This is a genomic window from Streptomyces sp. NPDC059895, from assembly GCF_042731035.1.
Classification (GTDB): domain Bacteria; phylum Actinomycetota; class Actinomycetes; order Streptomycetales; family Streptomycetaceae; genus Streptomyces.
This window is the reverse complement of record NZ_JBHWKO010000003.1, coordinates 386,288-409,811: the sequence shown is the minus strand read 5'-3', so window position 1 is coordinate 409,811 and position 23,524 is coordinate 386,288. Positions and strand designations below refer to the sequence as shown.

The 23,524-nt window shown below is 71.9% G+C and carries 18 protein-coding genes and 2 rRNA genes; 12 read left to right on the top strand and 8 right to left on the bottom strand.

The features are described 5' to 3' along the window. Both ACFV9M_RS05830 and rrf read left to right on the top strand, forming a co-directional pair. Positions 1 to 73: ribosomal RNA gene (locus tag ACFV9M_RS05830) — 23S ribosomal RNA — on the top strand; the annotation flags it as partial. A gap of 87 nt (positions 74 to 160) precedes the next feature. Beyond that, positions 161 to 277: ribosomal RNA gene (gene rrf / locus ACFV9M_RS05825) — 5S ribosomal RNA — on the top strand. A 100-nt stretch (positions 278 to 377) separates the two neighbouring features. Here the strand turns inward: rrf and ACFV9M_RS05820 are convergent. The 5 genes from ACFV9M_RS05820 to ACFV9M_RS05800 are packed head-to-tail and all read right to left on the bottom strand — an operon-like array spanning position 378 to position 6,117. Next, a complete protein-coding gene (locus ACFV9M_RS05820) occupies positions 378 to 1,688 on the bottom strand; it encodes a DUF58 domain-containing protein (RefSeq protein WP_385075138.1) in 1,311 nt (436 codons plus the stop codon). Further along, the gene (locus tag ACFV9M_RS05815) at positions 1,688 to 2,677 is read right to left on the bottom strand and encodes an AAA family ATPase (protein WP_385075140.1); all 990 of its coding nucleotides are present in this window, start codon (positions 2,675 to 2,677) and stop codon (positions 1,688 to 1,690) included. Before ACFV9M_RS05815 ends, ACFV9M_RS05820 begins: the two co-directional genes overlap by 1 nt. Then, entirely contained in the window at positions 2,677 to 3,876 is a 1,200-nt protein-coding gene (locus ACFV9M_RS05810; RefSeq protein ID WP_385075143.1) for a DUF4350 domain-containing protein, read from the bottom strand. Before ACFV9M_RS05810 ends, ACFV9M_RS05815 begins: the two co-directional genes overlap by 1 nt. Then, on the bottom strand, positions 3,873 to 4,718 hold the full coding sequence (locus ACFV9M_RS05805; RefSeq protein WP_385075146.1) for a DUF4129 domain-containing protein: 846 nt from the start codon (positions 4,716 to 4,718) through the stop codon (positions 3,873 to 3,875). Before ACFV9M_RS05805 ends, ACFV9M_RS05810 begins: the two co-directional genes overlap by 4 nt. A gap of 4 nt (positions 4,719 to 4,722) precedes the next feature. Continuing rightward, positions 4,723 to 6,117, bottom strand: a complete 1,395-nt coding sequence (locus ACFV9M_RS05800; RefSeq protein WP_385075148.1) for a glycerophosphoryl diester phosphodiesterase membrane domain-containing protein — start codon at positions 6,115 to 6,117, stop codon at positions 4,723 to 4,725. Positions 6,118 to 6,260: 143 nt separating this feature from the next. Between ACFV9M_RS05800 and mtnA the strand changes: the two genes are divergently transcribed. The 7 genes from mtnA to ACFV9M_RS05765 all read left to right on the top strand — a co-directional run bounded on the left by mtnA (position 6,261) and on the right by ACFV9M_RS05765 (position 16,001). Then, on the top strand, positions 6,261 to 7,403 hold the full coding sequence (gene mtnA / locus ACFV9M_RS05795; protein ID WP_385075151.1) for an S-methyl-5-thioribose-1-phosphate isomerase: 1,143 nt from the start codon (positions 6,261 to 6,263) through the stop codon (positions 7,401 to 7,403). A gap of 653 nt (positions 7,404 to 8,056) precedes the next feature. Further along, the gene (gene mtrA / locus ACFV9M_RS05790; protein ID WP_187283109.1) at positions 8,057 to 8,746 is read left to right on the top strand and encodes a two-component system response regulator MtrA; all 690 of its coding nucleotides are present in this window, start codon (positions 8,057 to 8,059) and stop codon (positions 8,744 to 8,746) included. A gap of 1 nt (position 8,747) precedes the next feature. After that, positions 8,748 to 10,823: an MtrAB system histidine kinase MtrB gene (gene mtrB, locus ACFV9M_RS05785; RefSeq protein WP_385075155.1), complete on the top strand. Its 2,076-nt coding sequence runs from the start codon at positions 8,748 to 8,750 to the stop codon at positions 10,821 to 10,823. Positions 10,824 to 10,881: 58 nt separating this feature from the next. Further along, positions 10,882 to 12,753 carry an LpqB family beta-propeller domain-containing protein gene (locus ACFV9M_RS05780; protein ID WP_385075158.1) on the top strand — a complete coding sequence of 624 codons (1,872 nt, stop codon included), beginning with the start codon at positions 10,882 to 10,884 and terminating at the stop codon, positions 12,751 to 12,753. A gap of 258 nt (positions 12,754 to 13,011) precedes the next feature. Beyond that, positions 13,012 to 14,055, top strand: a complete 1,044-nt coding sequence (locus ACFV9M_RS05775; protein WP_385075161.1) for a ComF family protein — start codon at positions 13,012 to 13,014, stop codon at positions 14,053 to 14,055. A gap of 301 nt (positions 14,056 to 14,356) precedes the next feature. After that, positions 14,357 to 15,049, top strand: coding sequence for a ribosome hibernation-promoting factor, HPF/YfiA family (gene hpf / locus ACFV9M_RS05770; protein ID WP_385075163.1), 693 nt, complete (start codon positions 14,357 to 14,359; stop codon positions 15,047 to 15,049). A 205-nt stretch (positions 15,050 to 15,254) separates the two neighbouring features. Next, complete coding sequence (locus tag ACFV9M_RS05765) at positions 15,255 to 16,001, top strand: response regulator (RefSeq protein WP_385075165.1); 747 nt, start codon at positions 15,255 to 15,257, stop codon at positions 15,999 to 16,001. Positions 16,002 to 16,010: 9 nt separating this feature from the next. Here the strand turns inward: ACFV9M_RS05765 and ACFV9M_RS05760 are convergent, their stop codons facing one another. Then, entirely contained in the window at positions 16,011 to 17,207 is a 1,197-nt protein-coding gene (locus tag ACFV9M_RS05760) for a winged helix-turn-helix domain-containing protein (protein ID WP_385075168.1), read from the bottom strand. A gap of 51 nt (positions 17,208 to 17,258) precedes the next feature. Continuing rightward, complete coding sequence (locus ACFV9M_RS05755; RefSeq protein WP_385075170.1) at positions 17,259 to 17,843, bottom strand: GNAT family N-acetyltransferase; 585 nt, start codon at positions 17,841 to 17,843, stop codon at positions 17,259 to 17,261. 280 nt (positions 17,844 to 18,123) lie between these two features. Between ACFV9M_RS05755 and secA the strand changes: the two genes are divergently transcribed. After that, a complete protein-coding gene (gene secA / locus ACFV9M_RS05750) occupies positions 18,124 to 20,937 on the top strand; it encodes a preprotein translocase subunit SecA (RefSeq protein ID WP_385075172.1) in 2,814 nt (937 codons plus the stop codon). A gap of 247 nt (positions 20,938 to 21,184) precedes the next feature. Here secA and ACFV9M_RS05745 read toward each other — a convergent pair whose 3' ends face one another. Continuing rightward, entirely contained in the window at positions 21,185 to 21,751 is a 567-nt protein-coding gene (locus tag ACFV9M_RS05745) for an Rv3235 family protein (protein ID WP_385075175.1), read from the bottom strand. A gap of 340 nt (positions 21,752 to 22,091) precedes the next feature. Here ACFV9M_RS05745 and ACFV9M_RS05740 point away from each other — a divergent pair, with 340 nt between their 5' ends. Continuing rightward, the gene (locus tag ACFV9M_RS05740) at positions 22,092 to 22,607 is read left to right on the top strand and encodes a DUF6912 family protein (protein ID WP_385075178.1); all 516 of its coding nucleotides are present in this window, start codon (positions 22,092 to 22,094) and stop codon (positions 22,605 to 22,607) included. 81 nt (positions 22,608 to 22,688) lie between these two features. Continuing rightward, a complete protein-coding gene (locus tag ACFV9M_RS05735; protein WP_385075181.1) occupies positions 22,689 to 23,351 on the top strand; it encodes an HAD family hydrolase in 663 nt (220 codons plus the stop codon). Positions 23,352 to 23,524: the final 173 nt, after the last annotated feature.

Here is a 23,524-nt window from a genome sequence, read left to right as displayed (position 1 = left end):
GTTGATAGGCCGGATCTGGAAGCACGGTAACGTGTGGAGGTGACCGGTACTAATAGGCCGAGGGCTTGTCCTCAGTTGCTCGCGTCCACTGTGTTGGTTCTGAAACCACGAACAGCCCCACGTTGTCACAGGCGTGGTGCGGCTGACAGTTTCATAGTGTTTCGGTGGTTATAGCGTGAGGGAAACGCCCGGTTACATTCCGAACCCGGAAGCTAAGCCTTACAGCGCCGATGGTACTGCAGGGGGGACCCTGTGGGAGAGTAGGACGCCGCCGAACAATTTTTGAGAAATCCCCCGTGCCGGACGGCACGGGGGATTTCTGCGTTTAGGGTCGAGAACATGGACTACGGGCTCTCCTGCGAGAGCCCTTTTTTGCGTCATAGGCGTCCGGCCGCTTTCAGGGCCAGGTAAGCGTCTGCCAGGGTCGGCGCCAGTTCGTCGGGGGGTGCGTCGACAACCGTGACTCCATGGCGGCGGAGGTGTTCGGCGGTGTGGTGGCGTTCCGTCTGCGCCTGGGCGGCCGCGGCGGCTTCGTAGACGGCATCGATGGTGCCGCGGGCCTGGGCCATCCCCGCGATATGAGGGTCGGCGACAGAGGCGAGGAGGACGGTGTGGCGTTGGGTGAGTTGTGGGAGGAGCGGTAGCAGACCCGCTTCGATGGGGGCGGCGTCCAGCGCCGTCAGGAGCACGATCAGGGAGCGGCGGGGGGCCGTACGAAGGGCGGTGGCGGTGAGACCGCGGGCGTCCGTCTCGATCAGCTCCGGCTCCAGGGCGGCCGTCGCGGAGACCAGTGACGGGAGCAGGTCACGGGCGGTCCTGCCCTGGACCAGGGCGCGTACCCGGCGGTCGTAGGCAAGGAGGTCGACGCGGTCCCCGGCGCGGGAGGCCAGGGCGGCCAGGAGCAGGGCCGCGTCCAGGGAGGCGTCGAGGCGGGGGGCGTCGCCGACGCGGCCCGCGGAAGTGCGTCCGGTGTCCAGAACCAGGAGGATGCGGCGGTCGCGCTCGGGGCGCCACGTGCGGACGGCGACCGTGGACTGACGGGCGGTGGCACGCCAGTCGATGGAACGGGTGTCGTCGCCGGGGACGTAGGCGCGGAGACTGTCGAACTCCGTGCCCTCGCCTCGGGTCAGGGCGCTGGTGCGGCCGTCGAGTTCGCGGAGACGGGCCAGTTTCGACGGGAGATGCTTGCGGCTGGTGAACGGGGGGAGGACCCGCACGGTCCAGGGGACCTTGTGGGTGCCCTGGCGGGAGAAGAGGCCGAGAGGGCCGTAGGAGCGGATGGTGACGCGGTCGGCGTGGCGGTCACCGCGGCGGGTGGGGCGCAGGCGGGTGGTGAGGCGGCGGCGTTCACCGGCGGGGATCGTGAGCCGGTGGCGGGACGCGGTGAACTCCGTGCCGGGCTGCCAGCTGCTGGGGGGCCAGGCGTCGCGGAGGCGGGCGCGCAGCAGGCGCCGGGACGGGTTGGTGATCGTCAGGATGACGTCGGCGGTGTCGCCTAGGCGTACGGAGGTGTCGCCGGAGCGGGTCAGACGCAGGCGGCGTACGGGGGCGGCGAGGGCGTAGTCGCAGGCGCAGGCCGCGGCCAGGGAGGCGTTGACGGCGAGGATGCCCGTCCAGCCGGGTTCCCAGATACCGACGGGGAGGGAGCCGAGGGCCGCGACGAGGGCGGCGCGTCCGGTGAGGGCCATCAGCGGGGGACGGGGACGTGGGCGAGGACGGCGTTGATGACCGAGTCGGCCGTGACGCCCTCCATCTCCGCTTCCGGGCGGAGCTGCACGCGGTGGCGGAGGGTCGGCAGAGCGAGGGCTTTGACGTCGTCGGGGATGACGTAGTCGCGGCCGGTCAGCCATGCCCAGGCGCGTGCGGTGGACAGGAGGGCGGTCGCGCCGCGGGGGGAGACGCCGAGGGTGAGGGAGGGGGACTCGCGGGTGGCTCGGCAGATGTCGACGACGTAGGCGGTGATCTCCGGGGCGACGGTCGTGCCGGCGACGGCCGCTCGGGCCGCTTCGAGGTCGGCGGCGCCCGCCACGGGCCGTACGCCGGCGGCGCGCAGGTCGCGCGGGTCGAAGCCGTCCGCGTGGCGGGTGAGGACGTCGATCTCGTGCCGGCGGGAGGGGAGGGGGACGGTGAGTTTGAGGAGGAAACGGTCCAGCTGGGCTTCGGGCAGGGGGTAGGTGCCCTCGTACTCGACCGGGTTCTGGGTCGCGGCGACCAGGAACGGGTCGGGGAGGGGGCGGGGGGTGCCGTCGACGGTGACCTGGCGTTCCTCCATGGCTTCGAGGAGGGAGGACTGGGTCTTCGGCGGGGTGCGGTTGATCTCGTCGGCGAGGAGCAGGTTGGTGAAGACCGGGCCGGGCTGGAAGGAGAACTCGGCGGTGCGGGCGTCGTAGACGAGGGAGCCGGTGACGTCGCTGGGCATGAGGTCGGGGGTGAACTGGACGCGTTTGGTGTCGAGGTCGAGGGCCGCGGCGAGGGCGCGGACGAGCAGGGTCTTGGCGACGCCGGGGACCCCTTCGAGGAGGACGTGGCCGCGGCACAGGAGGGCGACGACGAGGCCGGTCACGGCGGGGTCCTGGCCGACCACGGCCTTGGCGATCTCGGCCCGCAGGGCTTCCAGGGAGGCGCGGGCGTCGCCCGGGTCCCCGGTCTTCCCGGCGTTGTCAGTGGTCGGGTCCATCATGGACGGCGTACCTCTCTTTCGAGGGCGTCGAGTCGGTCGGCGAGCGCGATCAGCGCCTGGTCGTCGCCGGGTGGCGGGCCGAAGAGGAGGGGGTGCAGGGACTGTCCGTCGCCGCCGTTCAGGTGGGCGGACAGGGCGGCAAGGAGCGTTTCGGGCGTGTGGGCCTGGGCGGCGGGGAGGCCGACGAGAGGGGCGAGGCGGGTGCGGGTCGTGGAGCGAAGAGCGGTGGCCGCGCGGTCGCGTGCGCGGGTCTTGCGGTAGAGACGGGCGCGGCCTTCGGCGGTTTCGGAGGCGCGGATCGCGACGGGGAGTTTCTCGGGCACGAGCGGGCCTAGCCGGCGTGCCCTCCACAGGGCGGCGAGGGCTGCCGCGACCAAGAGCTGCAGGGTGCCCCAGAGCCAGCCCGAGGGGAGCAGTTCGAAGAGGCTCTTGTCGTCGTCCGGGGCGGTGGCGGAGGAGTCGGAGAGCGAGGGGAGGTACCAGGCCAGGTGAGGGCGGGAGCCGAGGAGCTGGAGGGCGAGCGAGGCGTTGCCCTGCTCGTCGAGGCGGTCGTTGAACAGGATGTCGGGGGCGCCGAGCACGACGGTGTCGCCGTCGCCGGAGGGCGCCGGGAGGCGCAGGAGGGTGGCGAGGCGGTTGCTGGGGTAGCACTCGTCGGCGTCGCGGAGGGTGGTGGTGTAGCGGATGCCGCCGGTGTCGGCGGTGCCGGCGCGGCGGGCGGCGGGCAGCGCACAGGCCGGCGCGAGGGTGGACTCGCGGCTGGCGGCGGGGTCCGCGGCGACGCCGGGGGCGAGTGTCCCCACCGACCAGCTGCCGGGGGCGACGAGGACGGTGCGGCCGCCGGAGTCGGCGGTCGCCGCGTGCAGCCGGCGCTGCTGGCGTTGTGTCAGCAGATCGGGGTCGGCGACGAGGAGGGTGGTGTCCGGGGCGGCGGCGGCTCGGGCGTCCCTCAGGGTGGTGACGACACGGGTGGTGACGCCGTGCTGGGAGAGGAGCTCCGCCACGGCGCGACTGCCGTAGGGGTCGGCGGAGCGCGGGTCGAGTGCGCCGTGCCGGGCGTCGGAGCGGAGCGCGGCGAGGGCGACGGCCCCGGCCAGCAGGAGTACGAGGGCGAGGGCGATGCCCCGCGCGCGGGTCCACAGGTGGCGGGCGGTGGGCGAGGCCGAGGTGGAGGGCGGCGGGGCCTCGGCCGTCATGTCGGAGCTCCGGGGCGGGTGTGGTGGTCCGCGGTGGGGGTGCTGCTGTGGATGGGCTGGGGTGCGGTGTCGTCCAGGTCGCGGTCGAGGCCGGCGATGCGGTGGTACGCCTGGTCGGTGGCGGTGCGGCCGCCGTACGTGACGTCGTCGAAGTCGCGGGCGGCGGCGTGCAGCCGCTCGGTGTGGGAGGGCAGGGAGCGGCCGGCCTCCGAGGCGGCCTCGTCGGCGGTGCGGCCGGGACGGACGTCGAGGAGTGCGCGTTCCTCCAGGGCGCGGACGATGGCGCGCATGCGTTCCTGGACGGCCTGGTTCCAGTGGCCCTGGGCGGCGTGCGCCTCGGCGGTCGCGCGGTGGTGGGCGGCGCTGCGGGGGCGGTCGTCGAACAGGGCGGCGGCGGGGGCGGGCCGGCGGCTCGGGGTGCCGAGGCGCCACCACAGGGCGGCCAGGGCGGCGGCGACGGCCAGGACGATCACGACCAGGCCGACCGCTCCGCCCGGGGTGGCGGTGGAGGCTGCGGTGAGCAGGCCGCCGATCCAGTCCCACAGGCCGTTCAGGAAGCGTTCGAACAGGGTGGGGTCGTTCTCGTGGTACAGCCGCTCGGACAGCTCGCGCCGGGCCGCTTCCCGCGCCGGATCGCGGGGGACCGTCACCGGCGGCTCGTCGCCTCGCAAGGACAGGGGGAGGCCGTCGCCGGTCCGCAGCAGCGCGTGTACGGCCCGGTCGGCGGCGTGTGTCAGGGCCGACGGGGCCGGGGCGGGCGTGCCGCGCGGCACCGCGGCGGGCACGGCGCCGCCCGGCGGCGGTGCCGGCAGGGCTGTGAGGACTGCCCCCGTCAGGCTCACCGCATCAGCTCCGTGGCGGGGTGCCGGGGGAGGGGGTGCCGTAGCCCTGGACGCCGGCGGCGCTGGCCAGGTCGAGGTCGAGGGCCTCGCGGCGGATGCGCAGGTCGACGTAGAGGAGGGCGGCCACGCCCGCCGTGATCGGGAGCGTGATCATGGAGCCGATCACCGAGCCGATCCCGCTGACGATGAGGTACGACCAGCCGAGGTCGGTGTCGCCCTGCGTGAAGGCGGAGATCCCTCCCTCGCCGAGGGCGGCACCGAGCAGGGCGAAGGGGACCACCACGATCGTCGCGATGAGGTTGGCGAGGATCATGGACAGCAGCTGGATTCCGAAGACCCGCCACCAGGAGCCGCGCACCAGCTTCGCGGAGCGGGCCAGCGACTTCTTGATGCCCTGCTTCTCCAGCATCAGCGTGGGCGAGGCGAGGGAGAAGCGGGTGAGCAGCCACGCCACGACGACGAGGGCCGCGATGACGCCCAGCGCGGACAGTCCGTCACCGGCGGCGCCGCCCACCAGGACGCCCGGCAGGGCGCCCACGACGACGACCGCGACCGCCATCAGCATCAGGAAGAAGACCAGGCCGAACAGCCGTGGCACCTGGGGGCGGGCGTCGCGCCAGGCCTCGCCGGTCGTCACCGGCCTGCCGAGGACCGCGCGGCTGGTGACGGTCGTCAGCAGCGCGGTCGCCGTGATGCTGCCGACGAGGGCGATCAGGAAGACGACGCCCGAGTCGAGCGCGACGTCGACCATGGCGCGCCACTTCTCGTCCACCGTGGCGTACGGGTCGCTGAGCGCGGCCGTGCTGGCGCTGTCGTCGAGGAACAGGCCCTGGACGAGGACGATGACGACCTCCATGACGACGGCGACCGTCAGGGAGATGCCGAGGACAGTGCGCCAGTGGGTGCGCATGGTGGAGACGGCGCCGTCGAGGATCTCGCCCACACCGAGCGGGCGCAGCGGGATCACGCCGGGTTTGACGGCGGGCGGAGGGCCGCCCCAGCCGGCACCCCAGCCGCCGTATCCGCCGTATCCGCCGGGAGTGCCGTATCCGCCGGGAGCGTTGTGGCCTCCATGGCCTCCGTGGCCTCCGTGGCCTCCGTGGCCGCCGGGGCCTGTGGGGCCGGGGCCGCCGGGCGGGCGGGTTCCCCAGCCGGGGCCGGGCGGGGGAGGCGGGGGGGACTGCGCCGGGTTGCGGGGGCCCGCGGGCGCGGACCACGACGCCGGTGGAGGCTGATCCTTGGACCACTTCGCGCCGGAGCCCTGCGGGTTCGCGGACGGCTGGTCCGAGGGCTGCGTACCGCCGGGTCGGTCGGCGGAATCGGCAGGGTGGGACGCCCCGGGCTCCTGTCCGTCGGACGGGGCGGATCCGGGCGATGCCCAGCCCGGAGTGTCGTTCATCGTCGCTCCTTCACGGTGCCCGACCGCAGGCGCGGCGGAGGCAGGTTGGGAGCCATCGTGCCATGGGGCGGTCATCGACGGACCGGCCGCGGTCGGGGCTGCACACCTTCAATTGTCCGCCGGATAACGGGCAGACTGACGACATGGCTGATCAGTACGCGCAACCTGGCGAGCACAAGCGGCCCACCGACATACCGGCGATCCGCTGGGAGGAACCACCCGAAGGTCCCGTACTGGTGCTCCTGGACCAGACGAGGCTGCCGGCCGAGGAACAGGAACTGGTCTGTACGGACGCGTCCGCGCTGGTGGAGGCGATCCGTTCGCTCGCCGTGCGCGGGGCGCCGCTGCTCGGTATCGCCGGGGCGTACGGCGTCGCGCTCGCCGCCGCGCGCGGCTTCGACGTGGACGAGGCCGCGGTCGCGCTCGAAGGAGCCCGGCCCACCGCGGTGAACCTCTCCGTCGGCGTGCGCCGGGCCCGCTCGGCCTACCGGGCGGAACTCGCCCAGGGCGGCGGTCACGAACAGGGCGCCCGGGCCGCGCTGGCCGCCGCGCGCCGGCTCCACCGGGAGGACGCCGAGGCGAGCACCCGGATTGCGGGGCACGGACTGGCCCTCCTCGACGAACTGCTGCCCGGTGGCGGGCACCGGGTCCTCACCCACTGCAACACCGGCTCGCTGGTGTCGGGTGGCGAGGGGACGGCGTTCGCGGTGGCGCTCGCCGCGCACCGGGCCGGGCGGCTCCGGCGGCTGTGGGTGGACGAGACGCGCCCCCTGCTGCAGGGCGCGCGCCTGACCGCGTACGAAGCGGGCCGCAACGGCATGGCGTACACGCTGCTCACGGACAACGCGGCGGGGTCGCTGTTCGCGGCCGGTGAGGTGGACGCCGTGCTGATCGGGGCGGACCGCATCGCGGCCGACGGCTCCGTGGCGAACAAGGTGGGCAGCTATCCGCTCGCCGTGCTCGCCCGCTACCACCACGTGCCGTTCATCGTGGTGGCGCCGGTGACGACGGTGGACCCGGACACCCCCGACGGGGCGTCGATCGAGGTCGAGCAGCGTCCGGCGTTCGAGGTGACGGAGGTGACGGCGCCGCAGGTGCCGGTGGCGGGTGCCGGCGGGGGGATTCCCGTCGCGCCTCTGGGGACGCAGGCGTACAACCCGGCGTTCGACGTGACGCCGCCCGAGCTGGTGACGGCGATCGTCACCGAGGACGGTGTGGTGTCGCCGGTGACCGCCGAGGGCCTCGCGGAGCTGTGCGCCCGGCCGCGCCGGGTGACGACCGGCTGATCGCCGCGCCGCGGAGGGGACGGACATGGCGGAGGGGACGGACATGGCCGGGGGCGGGGACCGGCCTGCCCGGCACAAGCCGTTGGTTTCCCCGTGGGGATCGCGCCGGGAGTGTCCGGATCGGACCGGCAGCGCGTGGCTACCCGCGGTCCCTGCCGGAGCCCCCACAGGCGCGGCAGTGGTCCTTGAACCGAGTACCTCTGCCTCGGCAGACGCCACACGTCCCGGGAGGGAGCGGGCTGCCGTACTCCACGATCAGGCCGATCACGACAAAGAGGACTATCAGGATCACGGTCACTGTCATCGTGGAGCGCCTTGGGCCTGTGGACCGGGCTTCCATCGTGCCGACGGTCCCGTCGCGGTGGAAGGCAGCGTGCGGGGGCGTGCGGGTGCATCGGGGGGTCGGCGGCGCGGCCGGCTGTCGGGCGCGGGGGACGGGTGGTGCGGTCCGGGGCGATGCCGCCCGGGGCGGCGGGGGCGACCGGTGAGGTGGCAGGGCCCGGCCGGAGGGAACGATCCTCCGGCGGCCGGGCTGACAGCAGCGCCGACATCGACGACGGCGGACGGGGGCAGACAGTGACGGTTCGGTACGGCTATGGTCACTGGCCGGTGACCCTGCTCACCTGCGCCACCTTCACCGTTATGAGAATGGGATGATGTCGTTTATGAAGGGACGAGTCCTTGTCGTCGACGACGACACCGCACTGGCCGAGATGCTCGGTATCGTGCTGCGTGGTGAAGGTTTTGAACCGTCTTTCGTAGCCGACGGCGACAAGGCGCTGGCCGCTTTCCGTGAGGCCAAACCCGACCTGGTGCTGCTGGACCTGATGCTGCCCGGACGGGACGGTATCGAGGTGTGCCGCCTGATCCGGGCGGAGTCCGGGGTGCCGATCGTGATGCTCACGGCCAAGAGCGACACCGTCGACGTGGTCGTCGGGCTGGAGTCCGGCGCCGACGACTACATCGTGAAGCCGTTCAAGCCGAAGGAGCTGGTCGCCCGCATCCGGGCGCGGCTGCGGAGGTCGGAGGAGCCCGCGCCGGAGCAGCTCGCCATCGGTGACCTCGTCATCGACGTGGCCGGGCACTCCGTGAAGCGGGACGGGCAGTCGATCGCGCTGACCCCGCTGGAGTTCGACCTGCTGGTCGCGCTCGCCCGCAAGCCGTGGCAGGTGTTCACGCGGGAAGTCCTGCTCGAACAGGTGTGGGGCTACCGGCACGCGGCCGACACCCGTCTGGTCAACGTGCACGTACAGCGGCTGCGGTCCAAGGTCGAGAAGGACCCGGAACGGCCGGAGATCGTGGTGACCGTCCGTGGCGTCGGATACAAGGCAGGACCGAGCTGACATGTCCGGAGACAGTGCCGCTTCGGCCCCCGGCCGGTCCGGGGCCCGTCCGGGGCGGCCTGTCGGCCGGAAGACGGCCGGATCACGCCTCGGTCAGCTCTTCGACGCGGGACTGCTGCACGGCGGAATCCGCAACAGCCCCGTCCTGAGGCTCCTGCTGCGTTGGGTGCGTCGCCCCCTGCTGCCCGTCATGCGGCTGTGGCGGCGCAACATCCAGCTCAAGGTCGTCGTCACCACCCTGCTGATGTCCCTCGGCGTCGTCCTGCTGCTCGGCTTCGTCGTCATCGGACAGGTGCGCAACGGACTGCTGGACGCCAAGGTCAAGGCCTCCCAGAGCCAGGCCACCGGAGGCTTCGCCGTCGCCAAGCAGAAGGCCGACGAGGCCGCCAGCGCGGCCGCCGACGACGACAGCGCCGTGGACGGGGGAACGTCACAGAACGTCATCGAATGGATGAGCGAACTCGTGTCGTCGCTCTCCAGCGGCGGCCAGGGCGCCTTCGACGTCGTCACCCTGCCCCCCGGCGACGACAGCGGCGGCGGACGCGGCCCCCGGGCCTCCGGCTACGTCGACCCCAACAAGAGCGTCCCCGACGACCTCCGTACCCGCGTCAACACCAGCACCGGCGCCGCCCAGAGCTACACCCGCATCATCTACAGCAACGACAAGGAGTCCCAGCCGGCCCTCGTCATCGGCAAACAGCTCAACGACCCCAACGGCGAGTCCTACGAGCTGTACTACCTCTTCCCGCTCACCCAGGAGGAGAAGTCCCTCAGCCTCGTCAAGGGCACCCTCGCCACCGCCGGCCTCTTCGTCGTCGTCCTCCTCGGCGCCATCGCCTGGCTCGTCGTGCGGCAGGTCGTCACCCCCGTGCGGATGGCGGCAGGGATCGCCGAGCGACTGTCCGCCGGACGCCTCCAGGAACGGATGAAGGTCACCGGCGAGGACGACATCGCCCGGCTCGGCGAGGCCTTCAACAAGATGGCGCAGAACCTCCAGCTGAAGATCAACCAACTGGAGGACCTGTCCCGGATGCAGCGGCGGTTCGTCTCCGACGTGTCGCACGAACTGCGCACCCCCCTGACGACCGTCCGCATGGCCGCCGACGTCATCCACGAGGCCCGCGAGGACTTCGACCCCGTCACCGCGCGGTCGGCGGAACTCCTCGCCGACCAGCTCGACCGCTTCGAGTCGCTCCTCGCCGACCTGCTCGAGATCAGCCGCTTCGACGCCGGCGCCGCCGCCCTGGAAGCCGAACCGATCGACCTGCGCGATGTCGTGCGCCGTGTCGTCAGCGGGGCCGCACCGCTCGCCGAGCGCAAGGGCACGACCGTACGGGTCCGCGGCGACCAGCAGCCCGTCGTCGCCGAAGCCGACGCACGCCGCGTCGAACGCGTCCTGCGCAACCTCGTCGTCAACGCCGTCGAACACGGCGAGGGCAAGGACGTCGTCGTCAGACTCGCCTCCGCCGGCGGCGCGGTCGCCGTCGCCGTACGCGACTACGGCGTCGGACTCAAGCCCGGCGAGGCCACACGCGTCTTCAGCCGCTTCTGGCGCGCCGACCCGGCACGCGCGCGTACCACGGGCGGCACCGGGCTCGGCCTGTCCATCGCCCTGGAGGACGCCCGGCTGCACGGCGGCTGGCTCCAGGCCTGGGGCGAGCCGGGCGGCGGCTCACAGTTCCGGCTCACCCTGCCCAGGACCGCCGACGAGCCGCTGCGAGGCTCCCCGATACCGCTGGAACCCAAGGACTCGCGCCGCAACCGCGGACTCGACGACGCCGGTGAGCCGCGCGGCGGGGGCCAGAAGAGCGCCACCGTGCCCGTGCAGCCCGCGGCCGGTGAGCAGCGGCCCCCGCTCACCCCCCGGCCGGCCCCGCCCGCCCCCACCGCCGACCCCACGGCACTGCCCGGCAACGGCGCACGCGTCGTCCCCCGGCCCGCCACCGGCACCCGCCGGCCGGACGAACCGCCCGCCACCGGGACGGCACGCGAGGAGACACGCGAGGAGACACCCGGCCGGACGGGCACCCGACCCGGCGGCTCGGACCAGCAAGGGGAGGCATTTCGTGAGCGCTGACCGCGAGGGGAGACGTGAGGCGGGCGCTGACCCCGAGGGGGGACGCGCGAGGGGAGCCATGGCGCGGGCCGGCCTTGAGGAAACGCGTGCCGCGGGCGCACGCCGCGGCGGGAACCGCCGGCGCACGCCGGCGCGCACACTGGCCTACGCCGCCTGCGGTGTCCTACTGCTGGCCGGGTGCGCCTCCATGCCTGACAGCGGCGACCTCCAGGGCGTCGAATCCACTCCGCGCCAGGACACCCAGGTACGGGTCTTCGCGATGCCGCCCCGCGACGACGCCCCGCCCTCCGAAATCGTCCAAGGCTTCCTCGAAGCGCTGACCAGCGACGACCCGCGCTACTCCACGGCCCGCCAGTACCTCACCACCAAGGCCGCACAACGCTGGGAACCCGACAGCTCCACGACGGTCCTCGCCGACGGGCCCGGCACCGAGGTCGTCCAGTCCGGCGACAGGGACAACGGCGACGACTTCGCCTTCGAACTGACCGGCACCGAAGTCGCCACCCTCGACGCCCAGCAGTCCTACGCACCCACCTCCGGCAACTACCGCCGGACCGTGTACCTCACCCGCGACAAGAAGACCCGGCAGTGGCGCATCGACGCACTCCCCCAAGGCGTCGTCATGGGCAAGTCGGACTTCCAACGCAACTTCATGTCCGTCAACAAGTACTACTTCGCCTCCAACACCACCTCCACGGGCGCCGGCCGGCCCATGGCCGTCGCCGACCCCGTCTACGTGCGCGAACGCGTCGACCCCATGACCCAGATGGTGCGCTCCCTGCTCAACGGCCCCACCAGCTGGCTGGAACCCGTCGTCAGGTCCAGCTTTCCCACCGGCACGGCACTCACCCAGGACGTCACCGCGCTCACCCTGGACGACCGCAACAAACTCACCGTGCCGCTCAACGACAAAGCGGCCCGCATCGGCCAGGGCAAGTGCGACGAGATGGCCGCCCAGCTGCTGTTCACCCTCCAGAGCCTCAGCCCCACCGTCGACGAGATCGAACTGCGCGCCGGCGGCAGACAACTGTGCACCCTCAGCGACGACCGCGCCACAGCCGTGGCCGACCGCGGCGCGGAGACCAGCCCCGACTACCTGTACTTCATCGACAGCGGCCACCGGCTCGTCCGCATGCCCAACAGCGGCAGCGGCAGCGGCAGCGCCCGGGCCGAAGCGGTACCCGGAGCGCTCGGCGACGGCAGCAAGCAGCTGCGCTCCGTCGCCGTGGCCCGCGACGAGGACACCGCCGCCGGCGTCTCCCTCGACGGCAAGGCCCTCTACGTCACCCCCACCACGGCCGGCAACGCCCTCGGCCAACCCCTCCTCCAGAGCAAGGGCAAGACCGAGACCGACCGGCTCACCACACCCAGCTGGGACGCCCAGGGCGACCTGTGGGTCGCCGACCGCGACCCCACCGCCCCCCGGCTGCTCCTCCTGGAGAAGGGCGGCGGCCAGCCCCTCACCGTCCTCACACCCGGCCTGGACGGACGCATCAACGCCGTCCGGGTCGCCGCCGACGGAGCACGCATCGCGCTCGTCGTGGACAAGGACGGCAAGCAGTCCCTGCTCATCGGACGCATCGAACGCGACCGGACCGGAGCGCAGCCCACCGTCTCCGTCCAGGAACTGCGCTCCGCCACACCCGACCTCGAACAGGTCACCGCCATGTCCTGGGCCGGAGACAGCCGGCTCGTCGTCGTCGGACGCGAGACCGGCGGAGTCGAACAGGTGCAGTACGTGCAGTGCGACGGCTCCGTTCCCGAAACCGGCACCCTGCCCGGCCTCACCGAAGTGACCAGCATCGCCGCCTCCGAGGACAGCGACGCCCCGCTCTTCGCCACCTCCAAGGACGGACTGCTGTGGCTGCCCGGAGGGAGCGGATGGCGGACGTTGAAGGAGACGGCTTCGGCGGCGCTCTATCCGGGGTGAAGCGGAGTTCCCGTGAGGGTGGTGTTCCCGTGAGGGCGGTGTTCCTCCCGTGAGGGCGGTGTTCCGGTTGGGGCCGTTGTTTTCCGGGGAAACGCCGGGGGACTTCGCCCAGCACGTGCGCGGTTGATCTGCATTGCTCGCGCGGCTCGCTGTTCGTCCAGGGAGCCGGTGTCTTTCCCCGTCGCCTTTCGGGACTTTTCCACAGGTGGTTTTCCACAGGGGTGGTCGGCTCACTCCGACCCCGGCACAGTAGTCCCCATGGAAGGCCTTCGGCAGTGGTGGCAGGAACTGACCGGCCTGGTGCTGCCGGCTGACTGCGCGGGCTGCGGACAGGCCCGTACGGTGCTCTGCCCGGAGTGCCGTGCCGCACTCGGCGCCACCGCGCCGCGCCGTGTGCGACCGGACCCCGAACCACCCGGGCTGCCCGCCGTGCACGCGGCGGCCCGATACGCCGACGAGGTACGCGCCGTGCTGCTGGCGCACAAGGAACGCGGGGCGCTGGCTCTGGCGCGGCCGTTGGGGGAGGCGCTGGCGGGGGCGGTGGGGGTGGGGTTGGGGGAGGGGGAGGGGGAGGGGGAGGGGGAGGGGCCCCCACCCCTCCGAGAAGCCGGAGAACACAGAGCCGCACACACCACCGGCCCCCGCACCGTCCCCGCCGGCATCCTCCTCGTCCCTCTCCCCTCCTCCCCCCGAGCCGTCCGAGCCCGAGGGCACGACCCGGCTCGTCGTATCGCCCTCGCGGCCGCCGCCGCGTTGCGCAGGGCGGGGGCGCCGGTGCGGGTGGCCGCGGTGCTGCGGCAGCGGCGGGTGGTGGCCGACCAGTCGGTGCTCGGCTCCCGGCAGCGGCTCGAGAACCTGGTGGGCGCGCTGGCCGTGGTGCCCGGTGGGGCGCGGGTGTTGTGCGGCGGCCCGGTGGTACTCGTCGACGACCTCGTCACGACGGGTGCCTCGCTGGCGGAGGCGGCGCGTGCCGTGCGGGCTGCGGTGGCCCGGGAGCGGGACACGGGGAACGCGGCGCCCGCACGGGCGACCGGGGCGACCGGGGCCGCCGGGGCCGCCGGGGCGACCGGGGCGGCTGGGGCGGTCGAGTGGACGGCGCGTGTTGAAGGCGCGACGGCTGTGTACGGGCGCGTCACCCGGGAAGGCAGAGAGGTACGGCCGTCCGGAGCACAGGAGGGAGATGCGGGACGGATGCCGGCGGGGACCGCCGGCGTCGGCGGTGCAGGTCAGGTGGTCTGCGCGGCCGTGGTGGCGGCGCCGCCGGACGCTTTCGAAATAAACCGGAACCGGCGACGAAGTTGAGTCGTTGCAGGTAATAGAAGCGTGAATTCACCTGAACGGAGGTACGTCGCAGTAGAGGGTGACGACATCCGTCCGGGCGAGATATGTTCGGTGTGAGGGAAAGCCGCAGGCCACACCCCTCCATTGCGAATGCCGTGCTGCGGTTTTCGTTAATCACCCGCAGCACCTGGGTGGAGATCTCGCCCATGGGGGAGGAGGAGGTGTAAGTCACCGAGTCCGAGGTTCCGGTGCTCACCGGAGTCTGGTGCAAAAGGGAGATGCTCCGCCGTGGATGCGGAGCGATCCGGGAACGGAGTTCTGCGTGGACATCGTCGTCAAGGGCCGCAAGACCGAGGTGCCCGAGCGGTTCCGCAAGCACGTGGCCGAGAAGCTGAACCTGGAGAAGATCCAGAAGCTCGACGGCAAGGTGATGAGCCTCGACGTCGAGGTGTCCAAGGAGCCCAACCCCCGACAGGCCGACCGGAGTGACCGAGTGGAGATCACGCTCCGCTCCCGGGGTCCGGTGATCCGGGCGGAGGCAGCGGCCAGCGACCCGTACGCGGCACTCGACCTGGCGGCGGAGAAGCTGGACGCCCAGCTGCGCAAGCAGCACGACAAGCGCTACACCCGGCGCGGCGCACGCCGGATCTCGGCAGCGGAGGTCTCCGACCAGGTCCCGGGCGTCGCGACCCTCGACGGCAACGGCCGTCTCACCTCGGCCGAGGAGGCGGAGAGCGTCCCCACCAAGCGGATCGGCTCGCTCGAGGTGCAGGGCGACGGCCCCCTCGTGGTGCGCGAGAAGACCCACGTCGCCGCACCCATGACCCTTGACCAGGCCCTCTACGAGATGGAACTGGTCGGGCACGACTTCTACCTCTTCGTCGACTCCGAGACGAAGGAACCCAGCGTCGTCTACCGGCGCCACGCCTACGACTACGGCGTGATCCACCTCAGGACGGACACGATGGTCACGCAGACGCACGCGCCCGAGGCGGGCGGCGCGCTGGGCGGTTGACCCGGTCCCGTGACAGCTGAGCAGGTGCCCCTGGAGCGCTGGTATGCGCCCCAGGGGCACCCGTGTGCGACCCCTTCGCGCACCGCTCTGTCACCCCGTTGTCGTCCGGGCATGGAATCATGGCGGCAACGGCTCAACCGGTGGGCCGTTGCCTTGCGTTGGCGATGGCACTGGACCACGGCCACAGCCTTCAGGGGGAGGAACGATGGCGGACAGCTTCGGACCGATGCGTGACGGGGATGCCGTCGACGGCGTCGTCGGCATGGGCCCGGACGCGGGCACTCCTCGCAAGGAGCCGATCAGAGTCCTTGTCGTGGACGACCACGCCCTGTTCCGCCGTGGACTGGAGATCGTGCTCGCGGCCGAGGAGGACATCCAGGTCGTGGGCGAGGCGGGCGACGGCGCCGAGGCCGTGGACAAGGCGGCCGACCTGCTGCCGGACATCGTGCTGATGGATGTGCGGATGCCCAAGCGCGGTGGTATCGAGGCGTGCACGTCCATCAAGGAGGTGGCCCCCAGCGCGAAGATCATCATGTTGACGATCAGCGACGAGGAGGCCGATCTCTACGACGCGATCAAGGCGGGCGCGACCGGATACCTCCTGAAGGAGATCTCCACGGACGAGGTCGCTACGGCGATCCGCGCCGTGGCCGACGGGCAGTCGCAGATCAGCCCCTCCATGGCGTCGAAGCTGCTCACCGAGTTCAAGTCGATGATCCAGCGGACCGACGAGCGGCGGCTCGTTCCCGCACCCCGGCTGACGGACCGTGAGCTGGAGGTGCTCAAGCTGGTCGCCACGGGGATGAACAACCGGGACATCGCCAAGGAACTGTTCATCTCCGAGAACACCGTGAAGAACCACGTGCGCAACATCCTGGAGAAGCTGCAACTGCACTCCCGGATGGAGGCGGTGGTGTACGCGATGCGGGAGAAGATTCTCGAGATCCGGTAGCGCCGCCGGTCAGGCGAGGGCGCGGGCGAGTTCCTGCGTGAGGGGCTCGCGCAGGTCCGGGGCGTCGACGCGTTCCACCCGTACGTCCGTGCAGTCGACCCAGGCCGCCGCCTCGACCAGGGCCCGGGCGACCGCCGGGACCGCCTTCGGGCCGTCCAGGGTGACCTGCCTGGCGACCAGGGTGCGGCCCTCGCGGGCCGGGTCCACGCGGCCGACGAGGCGGCCGCCGGCCAGGACCGGCATCGCGAAGTAGCCGTGGATCCGCTTCTGTCTGGGGACGTACGCCTCCAGGCGGTGGGTGAACCCGAAGAGGCGTTCGGTCCTGGCCCGTTCCCAGACGAGGGAGTCGAAGGGGGACAGGAGGGTGGTGCGGTGGCGGCCGCGCGGGGGTGTCCGCAGGGCCTCCGGGTCGGCCCAGGCCGGTTTCGCCCAGCCCTCGACGGTGACGGGGACCAGCCCGGAGTCGGCGATCACCGCGTCGACCTGGTCGCCCTTGAGGCGGTGGTAGTCGGCGAGGTCCGCGCGGGTGCCGACGCCGAGGGAGCGGCCGGCCAGGCCGACCAGGCGGCGCAGGCATTCGGTGTCGTCGAGTTCGTCGTGCAGGAGGTCGGCGGGGACGGCGCGGTCGGCCAGGTCGTACACGCGTTTCCAGCCGCGGCGTTCGACGCAGACGACCTCGCCGTACATCAGGGCGCGTTCGACGGCGACCTTGGTGCCGGACCAGTCCCACCACTCGCTGGTCCTCTTCGCGCCGCCGAGCTCCGTCGCGGTGAGGGGGCCCTCGGCGCGGAGTTGCTTGATGACCTGGTCGTAGGTGCCCTCGGGGAGGTGGTGGTTCCAGTGGGGGCGGTTGCGGTAGGCGCGGCGGCGGAAGGCGAAGTGGGGCCATTCCTCGATGGGGAGGATGCAGGCGGCGTGGGACCAGTACTCGAAGGCGTGGGGGCGTGCCGCGGGCGCGCCGGGGGACGGCTTCCAGTAGGCGTCCTCGACGGTGGTGCGGCCCACGGCTCCCAGGCGGGCGTAGGGGACGAGTTCGTGGGAGCGGGCGAGGACGGAGATGGTGTCGAGCTGGACGGCGCCGAGGTGGCGCAGGACGCCGCGGACGCCGGCTCTGCGGTCGGGGGAGCCGAGGAAGCCCTGCGCCCGCAGGGCGATGCGGCGGGCTTCGTCTGCGGAGAGCTCTGCGGTCGGGCGCGGGGTCGTCATGGTGCGCACGATAGGCGGTGGGTCTGACAGTGGGGGCCGCGTCCCGGGGCGTCAGTCGTGCGGCCCGCCCGTGGGCGCCGGAAGGTACGGGGCGGTCGACGGCAGGCCCAGGTCCGACGGGAGCAGGGAGCCCACCCAGCAGTCGCGGCGTACCCCCTTGTTGTCGATGGCGGAGCGCAGGGTGCCCTCCAGGGTGAAGCCGGCGTGTTCGGCGACCGCGCGGGAGGCGGTGTTGCCGACTTCGGCGCGCCATTCGACGCGGTCGACGGCGAGGTCGGTGAAGGCCCAGCGGGAGGCGGTGCGGGCGGCCTCCGTGGTGTAGCCGCGGCCGCGGTGTTCCTTGGTGGTCCAGTAGCCGATCTCGGCGGTGCCGAGGGAGCGCATCATGAGGCTGTTGACGCCGACGAGGGTGCCGTCGGGGAGGAACACGCCGAAGGTGAACAGGGTGCCGTCGGCCCAGCCCGCCGGGGCGACCTCCTCGATGAAGGCGCGGGCGTGTTCGGGGAGGTAGGGGGAGGGGATGGTGGTCCAGCGCTGGATGTCGGGGTCCTGGGCGGCGGTGTGGACGGCTGGGGTGTCCTGGGGGCCGACCGGGCGCAGGACGAGGCGGTCGGTGGTGAGCGTGACGGGCTGCATCGGCTGATTCTGCGTGGGGTGCGGGGCGCATGCCACGGTTTTCGCGGCGGGTGAGCGGGTGATCACAATTCGCGCAATTCGTCGGCGGGGGGCGGCACCATCCGCGGGGCCCGGCCGTTGTCCTTTTCGAAGCCGAACGTGAAGTCGTGCGCGGCGGCGTGCGGTCCTCGTCACGCCAGACCTCCCGGCGTGGTGGGGTCCTCGCATACGATGGCCGTTGCTCAGTAAGTCAAATGGAAACCGACCGTCCCAGGCCCGACCGGCAAGGAGACCAACCCCCGTGTCCGTCCTCTCGAAGATCATGCGTGCAGGCGAAGGCAAGATCCTGCGCAAGCTGCACCGCATCGCGGACCAGGTCAACTCCATCGAAGAGGACTTCGTAGACCTCTCCGACGCCGAGCTGCGGGCCCTCACCGATGAGTACAAGCAGCGGTACGCCGATGGCGAGACCCTCGACGACCTGCTGCCGGAGGCGTTCGCCACGGTGCGTGAGGCGGCCAAGCGTGTGCTGGGGCAGCGTCACTACGACGTGCAGATGATGGGCGGTGCCGCCCTGCACATGGGGTACGTCGCCGAGATGAAGACCGGTGAGGGCAAGACCCTGGTGGGTACGCTGCCGGCCTATCTGAACGCCATCTCCGGGGACGGCGTCCACCTCATCACGGTCAACGACTACCTGGCCGAGCGTGACTCGGAGATGATGGGCCGCGTCCACCGGTTCCTGGGACTGAGCGTCGGCTGCATCCTCGCGAACATGACGCCCGCGCAGCGCCGCGAGCAGTACGCCTGCGACATCACGTACGGCACGAACAACGAGTTCGGCTTCGACTACCTGCGGGACAACATGGCGTGGTCGAAGGAGGAGCTCGTCCAGCGCGGGCACAACTTCGCGATCGTCGACGAGGTCGACTCCATCCTGATCGACGAGGCCCGTACGCCGCTGATCATCTCCGGTCCCGCGGACCAGGCCACCAAGTGGTACGGCGACTTCGCGAAGCTGGTGACGCGCCTCAAGCGCGGTGAGGCGGGCAACCCGCTCAAGGGTCTCGAGGAGACCGGCGACTACGACGTCGACGAGAAGAAGCGCACGGTCGCCATCCACGAGGCGGGTGTCTCCAAGGTCGAGGACTGGCTGGGCATCGACAACCTCTACGAGTCGGTGAACACGCCGCTGGTGGGCTACCTGAACAACGCCATCAAGGCGAAGGAGCTCTTCAAGAAGGACAAGGACTACGTCGTCATCGACGGCGAGGTCATGATCGTCGACGAGCACACGGGCCGTATCCTCGCCGGCCGCCGTTACAACGAGGGCATGCACCAGGCGATCGAGGCGAAGGAAGGGGTGGACATCAAGGACGAGAACCAGACGCTCGCCACGATCACCCTGCAGAACTTCTTCCGCCTGTACAACAAGCTGTCGGGCATGACCGGTACGGCGATGACCGAGGCCGCCGAGTTCCACCAGATCTACAAGCTCGGCGTGGTCCCGATCCCGACGAACAAGCCGATGGTCCGCAAGGACCAGTCGGACCTGATCTACCGCACCGAGGTGGCGAAGTTCGAGGCGGTCGTCGACGACATCGCCGAGAAGCACGAGAAGGGCCAGCCGATCCTCGTCGGCACCACGTCGGTCGAGAAGTCCGAGTACCTGTCGCAGCAGCTCAGCAAGCGGGGCGTCCAGCACGAGGTGCTGAACGCCAAGCACCACGAGCGTGAGGCGCAGATCGTCGCCCAGGCCGGCCGCAAGGGTGCCGTGACCGTCGCCACGAACATGGCGGGCCGTGGTACGGACATCAAGCTCGGCGGCAACCCCGAGGACCTCGCGGAGGCGGAGCTGCGGCAGGGCGGCCTCGACCCGGAGGAGCACATCGAGGAGTGGGCCGCGGCCCTGCCGGCCGCCCTGGAGAAGGCCGAGCAGGCCGTCAAGGCGGAGAAGGACGAGGTCGAGGAGCTCGGCGGGCTGTACGTGCTGGGCACCGAGCGGCACGAGTCGCGCCGGATCGACAACCAGCTGCGGGGCCGTTCCGGCCGTCAGGGCGACCCGGGCGAGTCGCGTTTCTACCTGTCCCTGGGTGACGACCTGATGCGGCTGTTCAAGGCGCAGATGGTCGAGCGCGTGATGTCCATGGCGAACGTGCCGGACGACGTGCCGATCGAGAACAAGATGGTCACGCGCGCGATCGCGTCCGCCCAGTCGCAGGTCGAGCAGCAGAACTTCGAGACGCGCAAGAACGTCCTGAAGTACGACGAGGTCCTCAACCGGCAGCGTGAGGTCATCTACGGTGAGCGGCGCCGCGTCCTGGAGGGTGAGGACCTGCAGGAGCAGATCCAGCACTTCATGGGCGACACGATCGACGCCTACGTCACCGCGGAGACCGCCGAGGGCTTCGCCGAGGACTGGGACCTGGACCGGCTGTGGGGTGCGTTCAAGCAGCTCTACCCGGTCAAGGTCACCATCGAGGAGCTGGAGGAGGCGGCCGGGGACCGGGCCGGTCTGACCGCCGAGTTCATCGCCGAGTCCATCAAGGACGACATCCGCGAGCAGTACGAGGCGCGTGAGGCGCAGCTCGGCTCCGAGATCATGCGGGAGCTGGAGCGCCGGGTCGTGCTGTCGGTGCTGGACCGCAAGTGGCGTGAGCACCTCTACGAGATGGACTACCTCCAGGAGGGCATCGGTCTGCGCGCGATGGCGCAGAAGGACCCGCTGGTGGAGTACCAGCGTGAGGGCTTCGACATGTTCACCGCGATGATGGAGGGCATCAAGGAGGAGTCGGTCGGCTACCTGTTCAACCTGGAGGTCCAGGTGGAGCAGCAGGTCGAGGAGGTTCCGGTCGAGGAGGCCGAGCCGGTCGACATGGAGAAGCAGGACGTGGTGCCGGCGCAGGCGAGCGGGCGGCCCGAGATCCGCGCCAAGGGCCTGGACGTGCCGCAGCGGCGGAACCTGCACTTCTCCGCGCCCACCGTGGACGGCGAGGGCGGGACGATCGAGGGCGACCTCGTCGGTGACGAGGAGCCGGTGCGTTCCGAGGCCGACGGTCTCACGCGTGCGGAGCGCCGCAAGCAGGCCAAGACCGGGCGGCGTCGCAAGAAGTAAGGCGCCGGGAGCCTGAGGAGGCTTCGTAGGGCGTGAGGGCCGGGTCACCTGAGGGTGGTCCGGCCCTTCTGCGTGCAGGGCTTTGTGCAGGCTCTCCCCGGGCGTTCGCAGCGCCCGGGGAGAGGCACCCGTCCGGCGTCTGCAGTGCTGTGCCGGGAGAGGCACCCGTCCGGCGTCAGCAGTGCTGTGCCGGGCCGGGAGAGGTCGCCTCTGTGCTTCGCCGGGGCGGGAGGGGGGACGTGACGGGTCAGTCGTCCGCCGGGCGGGGGGTGCGGGGGCCGCCGAGTTCGACGGCCGTGCAGCGCCAGCGGCGGTCGGTGCCGAGTTCCAGGCGGAAGGCCATCGCGCGCAGGCGGTCGCCGGCGCTGATGCGGGCGAAGGCCTCGATGGCGCCGGGGCGGGGCATCTCGTAGCCGATGTCGCGGACGACCGGACGGAGGCCGTGGGTGGTGCGCAGGGGGCCGCGTTCGGCGAGGTGGGCCAGGTCGTCGTAGGCGCGGCCGATGGTGTGGCGGAGCATGGCGTGGACGGGGCGCTGGCCGCTGAGGACGGCGACGAGGAGGTCGGCGAAGAGGTCGGTGGGGCGGGGCTGGGGCCGAGGGGGCTGGGGGACGGGCGTGCGGGAGGTCCGGGCCGGGACGGTGGGGGACTCGGGGCGCGGGGTCGTGCGGGGGGAGCTGCCGTTCGGGGAGCGGGGTGGTGCGCCGGCGGGGCGGCGGGTGTCGCGGCGTCCGGGCGGGCGCGTGCCGGCCGGGCGGGCGGCGGGCGGACGGGCGCCGGGAGTGCGCTGGGCCCTCGTCATGACCTTGTTCATGGGTGTCCCCGTTCGGTGGCTGCCCGGCGGCCAGTCGTCTACCGGGCGGTAACTTCCTGCTGCGGATCTTGTACGGGGATGCGGTGCGTCACCGCAAGACAGCGGAGGGTTCCGGTGACGGGCCGTGCGGATTCACCTATCAGAGTGGCCGGGGCGGGAAAAGCCCTGGAAGGCGCGGTGAGCGGGGTGAATCGGCAGGCGCGGGGCTGACGTGTGCGGGGGCGTGGACCGGGACTCGAAAGGGGGCTCCCGCACGTATCCTGAAGGCGCTCCGGAGGCGTGGACCCCCGTCCTCCCGGGGCCTCGAACGGAGCCTCCGACCAGGAAAGAGCGGCCCACCATGCGCGTCTACGTCCCCCTGACCCTCCCCGGTCTCGCCGAGGCGCACGAGACGGGGCAGCTGGGGGCCGGGCCGCTCGTCGCGTACGCCGTCACGCCCGGGCTGCGCGAGTGGTACCTCTCCGACGACCTGGAGGAGCTGGAGTACGCGGCCCTCAACCGGGCCGCGCTCGCCTCGCTGCGCCTGCTGGCGGCGGACCCGGGCGCGCCGCGTCGGCGGGTCGTCGTCGCCGTGGACGTACCGGACGGCGCGGCCACCGCCGACCCCGACCGGGGGCTCGACCCGGCCGCGCTCGGCGAGGTGCGGGTGGCCACCGCCCTGCCCCTGGCCAAGGCGGCCTCGGTCCATGTCGACGCGGAGGACGCGGAGGCGGACGTGGCCGCCGCGGCCCAGGCGCTGGCGGCGGCGGACGGCGGCGACGACGACGCGCAGTTCGTCGTGGACGGCGCCGAGGACCATGAGCTGCTGTGGTTCGCCACGCAGGAGATCGCCCACCTGGTCGGATCCGGGCACTGAGACCCGTCCGGGCCCGGCCGGCCGACCATCGGAGGGCCGGCGCTCTCTTGATTGTCGGTGGCGGCGGGTACGTTTGCGGACATGGGGAAGTCAGCGGCGCACATCGTCTGGGACTGGAACGGCACACTGTTCCACGACAACGACGCCATCATCGGGGCGACGAACGCGGCGTTCGTCGAGTTGGGGCTGGAACCGATCACGATCGAGCGGTACCGGGCGCTGTACTGCGTGCCGGTGCCGAAGTTCTACGAGCGGCTGATGGGCAGACTGCCCACCGAGGCCGAGTGGGAGCTCATGGATGACGTCTTCCACCGGTACTACGCCGAGCACCGGGTGCGGTGCGGGCTCACCGAAGGGGCGGCCGACCTGCTCGCGCGGTGGCGGTCGGAGGGACGCAGCCAGTCGCTGCTGAGCATGTACGTCCACGAGGAACTCGTTCCGCTGGTGCGCGGTTTCGGGATCGAGCCGCATTTCCTGCGGGTCGACGGGCGGACCGGGCCGTCCGGGGGCAGCAAGGCGGAGCACATGGTGCGCCACCTCATGGCGCTGGCGGGCGTGGACCCCGAGCGCACGGTGGTGATCGGGGACGCCGCCGACGACGCGGTGGCGGCGCTGCACGTGGGGGCGCGGGCCGTGCTCTACACCGGCGGTTCGCACGGCCGGGCCAGCCTCGAGGAGGTGGGTGTGCCGGTGGTGGACTCGCTGGAGGAGGCCGTGGAGGTGGCGGAGCGGATCGCCGCGTGACGCAGGCACCCGGTGGTGGGGTGGAGTGGGGTGGGGTGGGGTGGGGGCGGGGGGGGGGGGCCCGGGGGGGGCCCCCCCCCCCCCCCCCGCCCCCAACCCAAATAAAAAAAGAGGCGCCGCCGGTTGGGGGGGGAAGGGTGTTGTTGAGGATAAAGTGCGGGGGGGGGGGAGAG

Coding starts and splice junctions, on each gene's coding strand:
- ACFV9M_RS05820 (WP_385075138.1), bottom strand. CDS start 1,688: ATGGCCCTCACCGGACGCGCCGCCCTCGTCGCGGCCCTCGGCTCCCTC.
- ACFV9M_RS05815 (WP_385075140.1), bottom strand. CDS start 2,677: ATGGACCCGACCACTGACAACGCCGGGAAGACCGGGGACCCGGGCGAC.
- ACFV9M_RS05810 (WP_385075143.1), bottom strand. CDS start 3,876: ATGACGGCCGAGGCCCCGCCGCCCTCCACCTCGGCCTCGCCCACCGCC.
- ACFV9M_RS05800 (WP_385075148.1), bottom strand. CDS start 6,117: ATGAACGACACTCCGGGCTGGGCATCGCCCGGATCCGCCCCGTCCGAC.
- mtnA (WP_385075151.1), top strand. CDS start 6,261: ATGGCTGATCAGTACGCGCAACCTGGCGAGCACAAGCGGCCCACCGAC.
- mtrA (WP_187283109.1), top strand. CDS start 8,057: ATGATGTCGTTTATGAAGGGACGAGTCCTTGTCGTCGACGACGACACC.
- mtrB (WP_385075155.1), top strand. CDS start 8,748: ATGTCCGGAGACAGTGCCGCTTCGGCCCCCGGCCGGTCCGGGGCCCGT.
- ACFV9M_RS05780 (WP_385075158.1), top strand. CDS start 10,882: ATGGCGCGGGCCGGCCTTGAGGAAACGCGTGCCGCGGGCGCACGCCGC.
- ACFV9M_RS05775 (WP_385075161.1), top strand. CDS start 13,012: ATGGAAGGCCTTCGGCAGTGGTGGCAGGAACTGACCGGCCTGGTGCTG.
- ACFV9M_RS05765 (WP_385075165.1), top strand. CDS start 15,255: ATGGCGGACAGCTTCGGACCGATGCGTGACGGGGATGCCGTCGACGGC.
- ACFV9M_RS05760 (WP_385075168.1), bottom strand. CDS start 17,207: ATGACGACCCCGCGCCCGACCGCAGAGCTCTCCGCAGACGAAGCCCGC.
- ACFV9M_RS05755 (WP_385075170.1), bottom strand. CDS start 17,843: ATGCAGCCCGTCACGCTCACCACCGACCGCCTCGTCCTGCGCCCGGTC.
- ACFV9M_RS05745 (WP_385075175.1), bottom strand. CDS start 21,751: ATGAACAAGGTCATGACGAGGGCCCAGCGCACTCCCGGCGCCCGTCCG.
- ACFV9M_RS05740 (WP_385075178.1), top strand. CDS start 22,092: ATGCGCGTCTACGTCCCCCTGACCCTCCCCGGTCTCGCCGAGGCGCAC.
- ACFV9M_RS05735 (WP_385075181.1), top strand. CDS start 22,689: ATGGGGAAGTCAGCGGCGCACATCGTCTGGGACTGGAACGGCACACTG.